This is a genomic window from Nitrosomonas sp. Nm58, from assembly GCF_900107335.1.
In the GTDB taxonomy this organism is placed as follows: domain Bacteria; phylum Pseudomonadota; class Gammaproteobacteria; order Burkholderiales; family Nitrosomonadaceae; genus Nitrosomonas.
Genome location: NZ_FNPQ01000007.1, coordinates 17126 through 31914 on the forward strand (window position 1 = coordinate 17126; position 14789 = coordinate 31914).

Here is a 14789-nt window from a genome sequence, read left to right on the forward strand (position 1 = left end):
GTTGATGATCAGTAGTGCTAATTTAAATATTCGAATACTTTAACGACTTTTCTTGCCCCTGCTGTAGTGCTGGCAATTTGTGCAGCACTGTCTCCTTCTTCGCGTGTAACAAGTCCAAGCAAGTATACGATGCTATTTTCAGTGACTACTTTCACGTAATTAATTTGAAATTTTCTTTCACTCAGAAAGCGCCCTTTAACTTTAGATGTGATCAGAGAGTCATTGGTGCGTATAGATAAAGCAGTTTTTTCGGATATGGAAATTTCATTGAAAACATTACGAACATTATCAACACTCATAGTGAGTTTTTCTGCTTCGCTTCTCATAAATTCATTCGGGACCTCTCCAGTCAAGAGTACGTTTCGGTTAAAACTGGTAACATTGATACGGGCATCACGACCGAGCTGCTCGTTAATTCTCCTGTTTGTTTTGAGTTCTATCGATTGATCTTCTATAAAAATACCGCTGCTTCGGCGATCTTCGTTCATCAGAGCGCCTGTTCCAGTTCCTACACCTACGCCAGCAACCATGAGGGGTACACAGCCACTCAGGATAGATAGCAGTAAGACCAATGGCAAGGGATAGTATTTTGAGTAATTCATTAGTTTCGCTTAGGCTTTAGGTATAAATAAATTTATTCTTGATATTACAGTAAAATAGTTTTAGAAATTTTACTAATATTTACATTCGATTATAGCTTATTAGTCGGTAATAATGGTTTCATAGGGCATGGCTATAAAAAGTAAATAAAATTTGATCCATTTCATTGAAATTGATGTGACGAATGCTGACTTATATCTTCCATATACGCTAAAAAGCATTTGACTGAAAAATATTCATAGGAATATAAAATGACGCTATCTTTATCTACTGCGAAAGAGAAAACCAAAATCCTTGCGGAAGCGCTCCCTTATATACGGCGCTTCCATAATAAGACAATCGTCATCAAATATGGTGGCAATGCTATGGTTGAAGAAGATCTCAAGCAAGGCTTTGCACGTGATGTCGTGTTATTAAAATTGGTTGGTATGAATCCCGTTATCGTTCACGGAGGCGGGCCTCAGATCGATCAGATGCTAAAGCGTGTTGGAAAAGAAGGTGTCTTTATTCAAGGAATGAGAGTAACCGATGCTGAAACCATGGATGTCGTAGAGATGGTGCTCGGTGGGTTGGTCAATAAGGAAATTGTAAATCTTATTAACCGTCATGGTGGCCGCGCGGTGGGTCTGACTGGTAAAGATGGCGCTTTTATTCGAGCAAAAAAAATGCTTATCCAAGATAAAGAAAAAGTGGGGGAATGGATCAGTATCGGTCAAGTGGGCGAAATTGAACAAATCGATCCTTCCCTCATCGCGTTACTCGATACGCGTGATTTTATTCCTGTGATAGCACCGATTGGTGTGGGTGAAGATGGCCAATCCTACAATATCAACGCGGATCTGGTCGCAGGTAAGCTAGCTGAGATTTTGAAAGCTGAGAAACTGATACTCCTTACTAACACACCTGGGGTGTTAGACAAAAACGGCAATCTACTAACTGGACTGACTGCTACAAAGGTCGATGAATTATTTGCAGATGGAACCATTTCGGGTGGAATGTTGCCAAAAATCGGCTCGGCACTCGATGCAGTAAAAAATGGCGTCAAATCCTGCCATATCATCGATGGGCGAGTAGCGCATGCACTTTTGCTGGAAATACTGACTGACGAAGGGGTAGGCACGTTAATTAAAGAAGATTAAAGGCGCTCAATCCTTTTCTTTGATTCTTCTGCTAAAAACTCAAAAAGATAGGCCACCAGCTTTACCTTCTCCCGCTGGGAGAAGGCTGGATGAGGGATTATAAAAACCGATTTTTGAAGTATGATGAGTATAGATCAATTATTTTGAAGCGTTCCGCTTCCATGCAGTAGAGCCTCAATTTAATTCAATCGCTCTTATGACGGTCGCGCTGATAACGTCCGATCAATTCTGTATGCAGAATAATATGACCTTGCATGACTTTTTCCAGCTCCAGTTTAGTAGGGTGCTTCAAATCAGGTAGCACAGTATCTAGCGCATAAAGCTTATGGAAATAGCGATGAATGCCTATTGGGGGACAGGGTCCACCATAACCGGTGCGCCTCCAGTCATTAATTCCTTGTAAAGTTCCTGTTGGCAGTTCATTTGCGGCGACATTTTCAGGCAGACCATTAGCCTGTGGAGGGATGTTGTATAGTACCCAATGCACCCACGTCATTTTAGGAGCAGCAGGATCGGGTGCATCCGGGTCATCGACGATCAGAACGAGGCTCTTGGTGCGATCGGGTATTCCTGACCATAAAAGGGCTGGTGAAATATCTTGACTGTCACAGGTGTATGAGGCAGGAATCATGCCATTATGGGAAAAGGAGGGGGATGTCAGTGTAAGGGTCATAATATTTTCCTTATTAATTTGAGCCGTGCTCATTTCTGCACGGCTAGTTTGAATAGGAATAAAGATAAGCGTGATCGTGAATACTACTACCAGATGGAAAAGACAAATACAACCAATACTTCCTGGATTATTTTTACGATAATATTTCATATTCTTGCCCTCTCTTTACAAGCTATCAATCATCTTGTTTTTATAGCGCATGTATGAGCAAAAAAAAAGAAATTATTAATCTGAAAAAGGAGGATTTGAATCCTGGTCGGGTTTTGAAGGAAAATGACTTTTTAAGTCCACCCGATTTGGTAGCGAGACTGGGTGGAAGCTATGCCGCAAAGCTTGGAATTAATCTCCATAGATTAAGTCCTGATGAAATCTACAAATGGTTTATTGCGGCTGTACTCTATGGTGCGCCTATTCCGGGAAGTATTGCTACCCGTGCCTGGCACATATTTGCAGATAATGACATCCTGATGCCAGAGAGAATGATAGACAGTGGCTGGGACAAGCTTGTTGCCCTTCTCGATCAGGGGGGGTATGTGCGCTATGATTATAAAACTGCAACCAAACTACTCGATATAAATCGTGCTTTGCTTGAGCGCTATGATGGAAATTTTAATATCCTTCATGCGGCTGCTATTGATTCCGGTGATCTGGCACGGCGCATCATGGAATTGGGTAAAGGAATAGGTAAGGTAACTACTTATATTTTCTTGCGCGAGTTACGTGGCAAGTGGCAAAAAGCAGATCCGCCTTTTTCACCACTCGCATTCACAGCGGCTCAGATGCTTGGTTATCTTCCTGATAATATCAACAATGATTCTGGTCAGATAGTTGCCTATTTACAAGGTCTATGGGAGAAGTACGAGATGGCGGCAGAAAGTTTTTGTGATTTTGAAGCGGCATTGATCAGGAAAGGGTTGGATATTCGTCGCCATACAGTCCGTAATCAAGCAATCAGGCTGAAAGACCGTCATTTACATAGTGGATAGCTCCAAGGCGGAATGAGATAAGGAATCAGGATATATTTTTATTTGCGATGACTGAATATCAGTGCGGCAATTTCTACACCCAAGCCAAGACTAAGAAGAATCACGCCAACCCAAGCATTTTCTGGTGCCAGTAAGATAAGTATACCTCCCAAAATGAATAGTGAGATGGATAAAATCCGTTTGATACGAGGGTTTCTGATCATAACTATTGCTCCCTATCATGCTGAAAAATTTTATATATGTTTACAGCTACTTTGAATTCCCAGCTATTTTCTGAATGCTTGAAGAAAAAAGTTTATCAAGATTAATATAGAGTGAATTCTATACCAATTAGTGCTTTTGTACGTTCATAGCGCGCCCGGAATTTGTTTTGCAGGGGTTGAAAATAAAATGAGTATGCCTATATTAAGACTAGTGCTCATTGTTTCTTATATGATCAATGATGAGTATCAAAGCGCTTTTCGGAATTTATAGACATCAGGAAATAAGAAGCGCTAATGGAAAATGTCAGGGTAAAGCTGAAAATTTTCTCAAAGGCATTTTTTGAATGTAAGAATCTTGTCGCAAGATGAGGTAGGCAAGTATGCTGCAAGGAAATTCCTTGGAGATACCCAGACTTAAAGGTACTTTTATACTTTTTTGTGATATGGAGATTATTAAATGGCTATTACTCGTTATGAACCTTGGGGATTATTGACTCAGCTTCAGAAAGAACTAGAGCAGATGCGAGGTGATGTAGCAAGAGAAGGTTCCTCTGCTACGGCAGAGTGGGTTCCGGCTGTGGATATCAAGGAGGCATCTGATAAGTTTGTGTTGCATGCTGATCTGCCTGGAGTCAAGCCAGAGGAAATAGATATCAGTATGGAGAATGGGGTATTGACGATTAAGGGTGAGAAGAAAACCGAAGCTAAGACTGAAAAAGAGGGCTACAAACGTGTTGAGAGAACATATGGCTCTTTTTATCGGCGCTTTAGTCTGCCAGATACAGCAAACCCCGACGCAATCTCAGCTGTTTCTAAACATGGCGTGCTGGAGATTGTTATTCCTAAACGGGAATCAGTTCAGCCGAAGAAGATTAGTGTAACATCAACTGAGTAATGAGATGGAGCCTTCGGGCTCCATTCTTTTCGGAATGACCGGAATAAAAAACATCCCTGTAAAAGAATTATTTTACTGAGCCCTCCAATTCATGAAAGAATTGCGCGCTTACTAATTTTCTTGTTTCTTCATGCCTCTCATAACGCTTGAAAATGCCAGTCTGGCATTTGGTCATTATGCATTACTGGATCACGTGAATCTGCAACTTGATGCAGGTGAACGTATAGGTTTAATTGGTCGTAATGGTAGTGGTAAATCGAGTCTTCTACGTGCAATAGCAGGGGAGATTAAGCTGGATGACGGCAAGCTCTGGTATGCCCCGGAGTTGAAATTGGTCTATGTGCCACAGGAACCTCAATTTGAGGTCGGGAGCACAGTATTTCAGGAAGTATCCAAAGGAGTTGGCAATCTGAGCCAGGCATTGCTTGAGTATCATAAAATTTCTCATGCCTTGAGCGAGAGCGGAGAAAATACGCAAGCACTGCTTGAGCGCTTGCAGGATTTGCAAAGCATGCTGGAGGTACAAGATGGTTGGCGTATTCAAACCAGGGTTGATACAGTGATTGATCGACTTGGGTTGCCTGCAGATGCGCGGATAGAAAGCCTTTCAGGTGGAGTAAGAAAACGGGTTGCGCTGGCACGCGCTCTGGTAGCTATGCCGGATGTGCTGTTACTGGATGAACCGACCAATCATCTAGATTTTTTTTCTATAGAATGGTTAGAGGGTTTACTCAAAGATTTTGCCGGTAGCGTCATTTTTATCACGCATGATCGCCGCTTTCTAGATAATGTGGTTACGCGAATTATTGAACTTGATCGCGGGCGTCTGGAAAATTTTCCGGGTAATTTTGCAGAATACCAGCAGAAAAAAACAGAGCTTCTTGAGATTGAAGCAGTGCATCATCAGAAATTTGATAGAGCGCTGGCTCAAGAGGAGATTTGGATACGTAAAGGTGTTCAGGCAAGGTGTACGCGCAATGAAGGTAGGGTAAGGAGACTAGAAGCATTGCGTCTAGAGCGTGCAGCCCGACGTGACCGTGTCGGATCAGTTAACTTTAACATCGCACTGGGAGAGCGCTCTGGCCAACTGGTCGCAGAACTGGAGCATATCTCCAAAAGTTACGATGATAAGACTGTTATTAGCGATTTTTCCTGTCGGATCATGCGGGGTGATCGAGTAGGGTTGCTAGGTCCGAATGGTGCCGGAAAGTCAACTTTATTGAAACTCATATTAGGAGAGTTGGAGCCCGATTCGGGAAGCATACGGAGGGGGACTAAGCTAACAGTAGCTTATTTTGATCAAATGCGCGAGCAGTTAAGCGAGGAGCTGACGTTAGTGGAATCAATCAGCCAGGGATCTGATTTCATCGAGATTAATGGTGAGCGTAAACATGTTATTAGTTATCTGGAAGATTTTTTATTTGCCCCACAGCGTGCTCGTTCACCCGTCAAATCGTTATCAGGGGGCGAACGTAATCGGCTGCTGCTGGCTCGTTTATTTACACGACCGGCCAATGTGCTGGTGTTGGACGAACCAACCAACGATCTCGATATTGAAACGCTTGAATTACTGGAAATGCTACTACAGAGCTATACTGGTACATTGTTTCTAGTCAGTCATGATCGCGCATTTCTCGATAATGTAGTCACTCAGGTGATTGCCTTTGAAGGTAATGGCATTTTGAGAGAGTACGTGGGCGGGTATGAGGATTGGGTTCAGAGTAAGCACGCTAGGGAAATGGTGCTCCAGCAGGCAGGGGAAGCATCTAAATCTTCTACAGTTTCTCAGGATAAAAGAACTAAATCTATATCTCGTATTAAATTGAATTATCAAGAAACGCGTGAATTAGCAGCTTTGCCTGAAAAAATCGATTTACTGGAGAAAGAGCAATCATCTATTACTATGCGATTGAGTGATTCTACAATTTATCGAAATTTCCCTGATGAGAGCAGGGCTTTGCAAAAGCGATTTTCTGCAATAGAGCAAGAGCTGGCAAATTGCTTTGCGCGCTGGGAAGAGTTGGAATCCAAGCAATCAACAGTATAGAGTTAGCAAGAGATTGTTGATTTCCCTATCCACAATAGGGAGATTACTATTACATTCATTGACTTAACATGGTTCATCGTTTAAAGTTCAGCTTTTTTAGAGGAGGACGCACAAAGTGAAAAAGTCAGCAGCTGTTAAATTATTACTTGCTACTGGCATGTTTCTGGCATTTTCTGGCGTAGTGCAGGCAGCCGGTGATGCTGAAGCAGCCAAGACCAAAATTTCCATGTGTGTAGGTTGCCATGGAATAGAGGGATATCGTACATCTTATCCTGTTGTTTATCATGTTCCGAAATTGGGCGGACAACATGAAGCCTATTTAGTCAAAGCGCTGAAGGATTATAAATCGGGAGAACGTAAACATCCTACTATGACCGGAATTGCAGCCGTCCTTTCCGATCAGGATATTGAAGATTTGGCTGCTTATTACGCCGGTAATTAATTTTCCCATTTATGCAAGGATAAGATGATTATGAAAAATTTTGTTGTCGCTGCAGTTAGCGGTGTGGTATTTCTCTTTTCCGGGCAAGGTATTGCAGCTGATATCGAAGCTGGCAAGAAGAAAGCTGAAGAAGTGTGTGCTTCCTGTCATGGAACCGATGGTAATAGTCCTGCCCCAAATTTCCCTAAAATTGCGGGCCAACCCAGAACTTACCTTGAGAAAGTGTTAAAAGACTATAAGACGGGTGAGCGTAAAGACCCTATCATGGCTGGAATGGCTGCAGCGCTAAGTCAGGAAGAGATCGAAAACCTGGCTTTTTATTTTTCTAGCCAGTCTGGTTTATATGTGAAGAGATAGTTTGTTGTCTGAATGAGCAGAGAGATCGTGTCTTGCTTATTCAGGAAGAAATAAAAACTGAGAACGGAATGTATGGTTTCATACATTCCGTTTTTTTATTGATCTACCTGTCTATCCATTTATCCAGGCAATCAAGGTAAATCCGCGCATCTGGCGGCGTTTGGTTACGCTGCGCCTGCCAAAGCATTTCAGCCAGGCATTCGATAATCAGGTGAGTGGCATCATGCTCATTTCCGGTTTTTTCCAGCAAAAGTTCAAATTTCTTGCGAATTCCAACCGGTTGATCAATAGAAAGCTGCTCTTTAATGGCAACATGCATGCTCATATGAAGAAAGGGATTGGTTTCTCCCATTTCGGGAAAATAGTTTTTATCATGATAGCGTTCGCTATCATCAAGCATGCCTTGATATTCAGGATGGGATAATATTGCTTCCAGTGCGATGGTTTCAATGCCGGACAGGATTTCTTTTTGGCGGTATTTACGCCAGGTATCGAAGAATAGCTGACGAACCTGTTCTCTCGTTGGATTAAACATCTAGGGGGGGCATTCCAGCAACATGATTATTTTCTAGGTTTTTATACTTGTATTCACACAAGTCATTGATAAGGCAGCGACTGCATGCGGGTTTTCTTGCCGTGCACACATATCGTCCATGGAGAATCAGCCAGTGATGTGCATCATGGCGAAATTCAGCAGGTACAAATTTCAGGAGCTTATGCTCAACCAAAAGTACATTTCTGCCGAGCGCAAGACCTGTTCGATTGGAGACACGAAAAATATGGGTATCCACGGCAATGGTCGGTTCTCCGAAGGCAGTATTTAAAATAACGTTAGCCGTTTTGCGTCCCACCCCTGGTAGCTTCTCAAGTTCATCTCGTGTTTCCGGTACCTGGCTATGATGATGTTGAATAAGTAATTGGCACATGCCCAGTATATTTTTTGCTTTTGTTCGATATAAGCCAATACTTTGAATCAGGCTACTTAACCCTGCTTCACCCAGCGCTATTATTTTTTCGGGTGTATTGGCCAATGGGAAAAGCCTTCTTGTTGCCAGATTGACGCTCTTGTCTGTGGCTTGTGCTGAAAGTATTACAGCTACGAGTAACTCGAATGAGGTAGTATATTCAAGTTCAGTTGTCGGATGAGGGTTGGCGGCTTTGAAGCGCGTAAAAATTTCGTGACGTTTGGCGGCATTCATGGTTTAGAGCAATTATTTCTGATCAATTGTCTCAGCGCGGATTGTAAGGGCGCGCTCTAATGCAGCTTGAACGGCTGCTTTTTTTAGATGAACATTCCCTGTAACAGGCTGAGATTCTTTTGCTGTTAATGATTTCTGTACAAATTTCTCGGCCTGTTTTTGTTTTTCGCAATCGAGTCTCTGTAATCTGAATTGATGGCGCGTCCGTGCACGATCTGCAGCTTTCAGTTTCATTTCCCGAGCCTGGTTTTCAGGATAAGGAGCAATAGGAATCATGCTAATGCAATCTACCGGGCAGGGAGTCACGCACCGTTCGCATCCGGTGCATTCTTCTGTGATGACGGTATGGATTTGCTTGGCTGCACCTATAATCGCATCGACAGGGCAAACCTGTATACAGAACGTGCAGCCAATGCATTGCTCTTCGTTGATAAAAGCAACTGATTTAGCTTTGGGTATGCCATGCGCCGTGTTGAGTGGTTTGAATGCTACGCCTAGTAAGTCAGCAAGGTTCTGGATACCCTCGACATCTCCGGGTGGGCATTGATTGATATCGGCGTGGCCTTCTGCAATAGCAGTCGCATAAGGTAGGCAGCCTGGGAAGCCACATTGACCACATTGCGTTTGCGGCAGAATAGCATCGATTTGTTCTATTAATTTACGTTTGTCAGCCATCATGAGGGGATGTGCAAATTGCTTCAACAGATTGGCGTATCAGATCAGGGCCATGGTAAATTAGGCCTGTATAGATTTGGATTAGATTCGCTCCCGCTTCTATTTTTTCCTTTGCATCTTCAGCAGACATGATGCCGCCGACACCGATAATAGGTATCGCCTCTTGCAGTAAGCCATGTAGCTTTTTAATTACCTGGGTGCTGAGTGTTTTGAGTGGTGCGCCGCTCAAGCCACCCGTTTCTCTGGAAAGGGGTAAATGATCTAGATTCTGACGCGAAATAGTCGTATTGGTAGCGATAACGCCATCGATTCGGTATTTCATCAGTAGCAGAGCAATCGCTTCGAGCTGCGGTAATTCCAGATCAGGTGCAATCTTTACAACTAACGGCGTGTATTTACCATGTTGATCACTAAGTTTTGTTTGCTCTGTTTTCAAGATATGTAATAAGTGATCAAGCTCGGCAGTATTTTGCAATTGTCTTAAATTGCGGGTATTGGGTGAAGAAATATTGATGGTCACATAACTGGCATAACGATAAATCTTATGCAAACAAATCAGATAATCTTCTGCGGCTTTATCTACCGGTGTATCGAAATTTTTACCAATGTTAATTCCCAGTATCCCCTGGAAATTTGAGCGCTTAATATTTTCTATTAGGTGATCGACGCCGTGGTTATTAAAGCCCATGCGATTGATAATTGCATGGGCTTGAGGAAGACGAAACAGACGTGGCCGCGGATTACCCGGTTGTGGACGGGGTGTTACCGTGCCTACCTCGATAAAGCCAAATCCCAGCTTTGCAAGTGCATCTATATAAGCGCCATCTTTATCTAATCCGGCTGCCAGACCAACAGGATTAGGAAAATCTAAACCCATTATTTTGCGTGGCTTACAAGCAAACGAACGACCTGGGAGCAATCCAGAGTTTTGGAGGTGTCGCAATGCGCTGAGAGAAAGAGTGTGCGCTGTTTCAGGATCAAGCGTGAATAGCAGCGGACGGAGAAGACGATAGAGCATTAATGCTTGTTTTACCTTGAAAAGCAGACGAAATTAAGTAGGACTAGAAGACTACACGATTATCTTTGAGGCGCGCTAAAGGCCTGCCACTGTCCGTTCACTAAACCTTGTAAAGGTTGGAAATTAGCTTTATAGCTCATTTTTCGGTTTTCTCCAATCCAATAACCCAAATAAAGGTAAGGTAGTTTTTTTATGCGGCATTGCTCTATTTGCCACAAAATATTAAAAGTACCGAAACTGACATTGGGAGCATCTGGATCGAAGAAAGTATATACCGAAGAGAGACCATCCGGTAATTGATCAATGATGCTGATCATGCGTAGTTGATCATGTTCATGGAAGGTGACTAGCCTGGAATCGACGTTGCTTTGCAGCAAAAAGTTGCAGTATTGATCACGGGTATCGTAATCCATCCCGCTATGAGCATGGCGCTTCACTTGATAACGTCGATAGAGGCGATAGTGATCAGGGTGGTAATGCAATTTATCTTGTGTGGCTACCAAGTATTGATGCTGCTTCCAAACTCTGCGCTGTGTCCGGCTGGACGAGAATTGATCAACAATCACACGTACTGGAACGCAGGCTTCGCACTGTTCGCAGCTTGGGCGATAAACAAAACTGCCACTCCGGCGGAAACCAGTTTTGATCAGTTGAGCATAAGTGGACGCATCTATCAGATCATCTGGCACCGCAATTTGTGAGCGGGCAAGTTTGCTCGGCAAATAACTGCATGGATAAAATTCAGTAGTATGAAATTTCATAACAGGTAAGATAACATCATTCTGGATAGACATAATCAAAGTACCATTTTCCAGTTTTTTCAGGCGCAATGACCAGATTATTTAATATTTGGGCAAAATCAATTCGAGGAATTTCCCTGGCCCCTAATGAAGCGAGATGCCTTGTTTTCATCTGACAGTCAATCATGCCAAAGTTCCAGCATTGCAATTGTTTTACCAGGTGGACAAAGGCAATTTTGGAGGCATCAGTAACATGGGAGAACATTGATTCCCCAAAGAACATTTCTCCCAGGGCAACACCATACAACCCCCCTGCTAAATTTCCCTCAATCCAGGTTTCCACCGAGTGGGCTACGCCTAATTCATGTAACACAGTATAGGCTGAAATCATTTCCGGGTGTATCCATGTGCCTTCCTGTTCTTTACGCGGCGCTGCACAAGCTTGCATGACCGAGATAAAGGCACTATCGGTACGAATTTCATAATGGTGTTTTTTCAGCGTTTTGTGAAGCGAGCGGGATATTTTTAGCTCGTCAGGAAATAGCACCATGCGCGGATTCGGGCTCCACCATAGAATCGGTTCTCCCTGATTGAACCAGGGAAAGATTCCGCAACGATACGCACTCAGCAGACGCTGTGATGATAAGTTGCCACCCACAGCGATTAACCCATTGGGTTCATCCAGAGCCATTTCGAGGGGTGGAAAATATTTATCATTTGGAGTTAGCCAATGAATCATAGGTATATTCTCTGCTGAAATAGATAAACTTTGATTTAGATCAAGGTGTATAGGGTAATGTTTTCTTATTATCAATCCTAGGTTTATTTAAATAGATAAAATAAATAAAAAGGAGAGTGGAATGAGGCAATTGCGTCATAAAATGCGGCTAGTCGTCAGTGCAGTAGTGAGCTCACTTACCATTACCATGACGATGGTAACACCGCAAGCATTTGCACACGATACATCAACCCGGGCTCTGGAACAGCAGATCCAATTATTGGAAAATCAATTGAAAGCTATTCGGGCAGAGCTTAATCAAGTGAAAGATAAGGCTGCTCAAGATCAGCTGGAGATTAAGAAAGTAAAAGAAGATGTTGTGCGGGGAGATCGGGAAATTAAACAAGTCCAGGTAGAGCAGTCTGCTATAGAACGTGAGCACCATCATAATATGCTTTTTTTCCGTGGCGGCTATGCGCATAATTTGCAGGGCCGAAATGGCGTAACGCTGCAAAGTAATGTCGCGCCGCTCGGTGCGCAGGAGGCAGGAGACAATGATGGCTGGTATATCGGGGCAGGATTTGATTGGAGCTTAACAAGAGATGTCTGGGGCATGATGCCCAAGACGGATATCTTTGCTGAATTGATGTTTGAATATAAGCGCTTTGGTGTGTCGCAAGGTAATGCGCTAGCCAACGCTCCCACACAGTTGGCAGGTGGAACTTTGAATCCGCGGGATGTGACAGTCAGTCAATTTACTTTGTCGGCGGCACCTAAAATTAAATTCATGGAAGGCAGTGATTTTAGACCCTGGATTATTCCGGCGGGGTTTGCGCTCCATGTGGTTAGTCCGCCAACTGAGTCGATTACAGTCTTGGCGCCTGGCATGATGTTTGCTGCAGGAGCCGATTATCGAATCTGGAAAGAATTCTATCTTGGAGTAGACGCCCGTTATCACGAGACATTTGGCAAGACCGATGGTGTCAATCTCAGTGGCTTAACTGCAGGCGCGTATCTTGGAATTGGTTTTTAACGACTGAGATTCAGGAGATGAAGCTTATCTACTAGGCGTCTGTCGTTTGTGTTCGTGGTTGTCGGTTGTGGTCCGTAGTTGTGTTTTAAGTTGGTTGTATTTTTCTTCTCTTGTTTCTAGCAAGGTCATTGTGTCTAGAGAATGGTTTTGTGACGAAGCCTTTGCGCCCCGCTGCTATTGGTGGGGCGTCTTTTTTGTATGACTTGCTTGTATATTAGCCTAACCTGATTTAGATAGCTCCTGGCTCAACGCTGTTCGTGCGGAGCGGCGATAGCATCAATATTCAACTCACCAACAATACCAATATTAATGTTGAATTTAATGTTCCTGAGCTATCCAGGGACAATGCTGGTCAGACTGCACCTGGGCAAAAAAACTATCGATGGAATACTCAGAAAGTAGGCGCTTTTGCCTATCATGATCAAGGTACGCAGCCTCTTGGTTTATTTGACGCCATCGTAGTCGATGATCTCAGCGGGAAAGTACAAAGCTTCGTTGATGGTGACGGGACAATAACTTTTGTCCAACACGTTCATCAACTGGACAAAGAGTTCGTCATATTCATGGTCGACTCTACATTCTGGAGAACCAAAGTCGGTTCTAAAGGAGCGCACAGGCCATTATGAACTAACCCGGCGCTGAATCGCCGGTTATTGGAGCCGATTGGAAATATTCCACCGGCTGAATTCGAAATGGCATATTATCGCCAATTGAAGGAGTCAGCGGATGCAGCTTGACTCAACAAAATAAGTCTCCGGAATTCCCGGGGTGATTCAAAGGCCTTCACAGTAGCCATTGCATTCACCATCAAGGCAGGTACAGGCGTGGGTCCAGGTGTCTGGCAATGTCACTGTTATATGATGTCCCGCATTGCTAAGAACTTTCTTTGTTGTGACTGCACCGGGCAATTAGCAAGACCTTACTTCGGGCGCACCCTGGCGTGTTATTAAGAAACATTATTAATGGTTGGGTGCAGAACCTCTCTGGTGAATGGAGTGCAGGACTGACTGATCGTCAGCGTAACCCTATGCACTAAGTGAAGAGTCAGATATTTAGTAGAGATAAAAGAACGTTTGTAGTCATGGCATAACGCTAACCAGATATTACCTGGTTAGCATCTTTTCTAATTACTGGAATTTAGGTTTAATTACTATTTCCGGCTTTGGCGAGCAGTTTATCCAATAAACGAATACTCAGAATCCGTTTGAGAAAACCGAATAAATAGGTAGGGAAAGTAACGTAATAACGCGGTTGGGGATGGTTTGCCTCAAGGGCATGAATGACTCGTTTGAGTACAGCCTCGGGTGGCAGGGTGAAAGGAACAGCCGGCCCTTGCTTGTTCAGTCGGTTTAATACTGCGAGATATTTTTCGCGATGAAAACTATTGTCTATATTGATGTGTTTCTGCAGTGCCTTGAGCGCGTTGGCGCGAAATTGAGTCGCAATCGGGCCTGGCTCAATCAGGCTGACAAAGATTTGTGTACCCATCAACTCAAGGCGGAGAGTATCGCTCAATCCCTCAATGGCATACTTGGAAGCATTGTAGGCGCCTCGGAACGGCATGGCTGCAAAACCCAGAACCGAACTATTCTGGATAATTCGGCCATAACCTTGCTTGCGCATAATAGGCAACACCAGATTCGTCAACGCTAGCCAGCCGAAAACATTGGTTTCAAATTGTGCACGTAAGGCGTCGCGACTCAGATCTTCAACGGCACCTGGTAGACCATAGGCGCCATTATTAAACAAGGCATACAATTCTCCACCGGTACGATGCATGATTTCTTCGAATGCCTGCTGAATCGAGCCTGGATCATCTAAATCCAAACGAAGGCTTTCCAGCCCTTCAGCTAATAACATTTCGACGCTTTCCTGCCGCCGTGCGGTTGCGAATACCCGATAACCTCGTTTATGCAATGCATGGGCAACACAGTAACCGATTCCGCTGGAGCAACCCGTGATTAAAATAGATTTTTTCATCAATCAAGCATAACCTCGAAAACCATTTATTTGTCTTGGACTTGACACAAGAAAGGGCATAATCATAGCATCATACCGATAAAT

Annotated in this window: 18 protein-coding genes; 8 read left to right on the plus strand and 10 right to left on the minus strand. The window is 43.6% G+C overall.

Annotated features, from left to right (window positions below):
- Positions 1-17: 17 nt before the first annotated feature.
- Positions 18-530: a BON domain-containing protein gene (locus BLW34_RS04375; RefSeq protein ID WP_256203580.1), complete on the minus strand. Its 513-nt coding sequence runs from the start codon at positions 528-530 to the stop codon at positions 18-20.
- Between the two features lie 321 nt (positions 531-851).
- On the opposite strand from BLW34_RS04375, the gene argB reads away from it, so the two are divergent.
- Positions 852-1739 (plus strand): acetylglutamate kinase, encoded by an 888-nt coding sequence (gene argB, locus BLW34_RS04380; protein ID WP_090576117.1) that lies wholly within the window; start codon positions 852-854, stop codon positions 1737-1739.
- 184 nt (positions 1740-1923) lie between these two features.
- Here the strand turns inward: argB and BLW34_RS04385 are convergent, their stop codons facing one another.
- The gene (locus BLW34_RS04385; protein ID WP_371263909.1) at positions 1924-2562 is read right to left on the minus strand and encodes a YbhB/YbcL family Raf kinase inhibitor-like protein; all 639 of its coding nucleotides are present in this window, start codon (positions 2560-2562) and stop codon (positions 1924-1926) included.
- 53 nt (positions 2563-2615) lie between these two features.
- Between BLW34_RS04385 and BLW34_RS04390 the strand changes: the two genes are divergently transcribed.
- Positions 2616-3398 (plus strand): hypothetical protein, encoded by a 783-nt coding sequence (locus BLW34_RS04390; protein ID WP_256203581.1) that lies wholly within the window; start codon positions 2616-2618, stop codon positions 3396-3398.
- A 38-nt stretch (positions 3399-3436) separates the two neighbouring features.
- On the opposite strand, the gene BLW34_RS16040 is transcribed toward BLW34_RS04390, so the two are convergent.
- The gene (locus BLW34_RS16040) at positions 3437-3601 is read right to left on the minus strand and encodes a hypothetical protein (RefSeq protein WP_176754293.1); all 165 of its coding nucleotides are present in this window, start codon (positions 3599-3601) and stop codon (positions 3437-3439) included.
- Positions 3602-4058: 457 nt separating this feature from the next.
- Here BLW34_RS16040 and BLW34_RS04395 point away from each other — a divergent pair, with 457 nt between their 5' ends.
- The 4 genes from BLW34_RS04395 to BLW34_RS04410 all read left to right on the plus strand — a co-directional run bounded on the left by BLW34_RS04395 (position 4059) and on the right by BLW34_RS04410 (position 7342).
- The gene (locus BLW34_RS04395; protein ID WP_090576120.1) at positions 4059-4496 is read left to right on the plus strand and encodes an Hsp20/alpha crystallin family protein; all 438 of its coding nucleotides are present in this window, start codon (positions 4059-4061) and stop codon (positions 4494-4496) included.
- A gap of 130 nt (positions 4497-4626) precedes the next feature.
- Complete coding sequence (locus BLW34_RS04400; protein WP_090576123.1) at positions 4627-6543, plus strand: ATP-binding cassette domain-containing protein; 1917 nt, start codon at positions 4627-4629, stop codon at positions 6541-6543.
- Between the two features lie 157 nt (positions 6544-6700).
- Positions 6701-6985 (plus strand): c-type cytochrome, encoded by a 285-nt coding sequence (locus BLW34_RS04405; RefSeq protein WP_090541588.1) that lies wholly within the window; start codon positions 6701-6703, stop codon positions 6983-6985.
- 30 nt (positions 6986-7015) lie between these two features.
- Entirely contained in the window at positions 7016-7342 is a 327-nt protein-coding gene (locus BLW34_RS04410) for a c-type cytochrome (RefSeq protein ID WP_090576273.1), read from the plus strand.
- A gap of 103 nt (positions 7343-7445) precedes the next feature.
- Here BLW34_RS04410 and BLW34_RS04415 read toward each other — a convergent pair whose 3' ends face one another.
- Genes BLW34_RS04415 through aat form a run of 6 tightly spaced genes read right to left on the minus strand, consistent with a single transcriptional unit; the run spans position 7446 to position 11713 of the window.
- On the minus strand, positions 7446-7877 hold the full coding sequence (locus BLW34_RS04415) for a DUF1841 family protein (RefSeq protein WP_090576125.1): 432 nt from the start codon (positions 7875-7877) through the stop codon (positions 7446-7448).
- Positions 7870-8541: an endonuclease III gene (nth, locus tag BLW34_RS04420; protein WP_090576128.1), complete on the minus strand. Its 672-nt coding sequence runs from the start codon at positions 8539-8541 to the stop codon at positions 7870-7872. Before nth ends, BLW34_RS04415 begins: the two co-directional genes overlap by 8 nt.
- 12 nt (positions 8542-8553) lie before the next feature.
- A complete protein-coding gene (gene rsxB / locus BLW34_RS04425) occupies positions 8554-9219 on the minus strand; it encodes an electron transport complex subunit RsxB (RefSeq protein WP_371263910.1) in 666 nt (221 codons plus the stop codon).
- Positions 9209-10234 carry a quinone-dependent dihydroorotate dehydrogenase gene (locus tag BLW34_RS04430; protein WP_090576131.1) on the minus strand — a complete coding sequence of 342 codons (1026 nt, stop codon included), beginning with the start codon at positions 10232-10234 and terminating at the stop codon, positions 9209-9211. Before BLW34_RS04430 ends, rsxB begins: the two co-directional genes overlap by 11 nt.
- Positions 10235-10293: 59 nt before the next feature.
- Positions 10294-10995, minus strand: a complete 702-nt coding sequence (locus tag BLW34_RS04435) for an arginyltransferase (protein WP_256203583.1) — start codon at positions 10993-10995, stop codon at positions 10294-10296.
- A gap of 16 nt (positions 10996-11011) precedes the next feature.
- Complete coding sequence (gene aat, locus BLW34_RS04440; RefSeq protein ID WP_090576133.1) at positions 11012-11713, minus strand: leucyl/phenylalanyl-tRNA--protein transferase; 702 nt, start codon at positions 11711-11713, stop codon at positions 11012-11014.
- A gap of 121 nt (positions 11714-11834) precedes the next feature.
- On the opposite strand from aat, the gene BLW34_RS04445 reads away from it, so the two are divergent.
- Both BLW34_RS04445 and BLW34_RS04450 read left to right on the plus strand, forming a co-directional pair.
- Entirely contained in the window at positions 11835-12725 is an 891-nt protein-coding gene (locus BLW34_RS04445) for a hypothetical protein (protein WP_090576136.1), read from the plus strand.
- A gap of 257 nt (positions 12726-12982) precedes the next feature.
- Positions 12983-13351 (plus strand): cupredoxin domain-containing protein, encoded by a 369-nt coding sequence (locus BLW34_RS04450; protein WP_090576138.1) that lies wholly within the window; start codon positions 12983-12985, stop codon positions 13349-13351.
- Positions 13352-13868: 517 nt separating this feature from the next.
- Here the strand turns inward: BLW34_RS04450 and BLW34_RS04455 are convergent.
- The gene (locus BLW34_RS04455; protein WP_090576140.1) at positions 13869-14705 is read right to left on the minus strand and encodes an SDR family oxidoreductase; all 837 of its coding nucleotides are present in this window, start codon (positions 14703-14705) and stop codon (positions 13869-13871) included.
- Positions 14706-14789 lie beyond the last annotated feature (84 nt).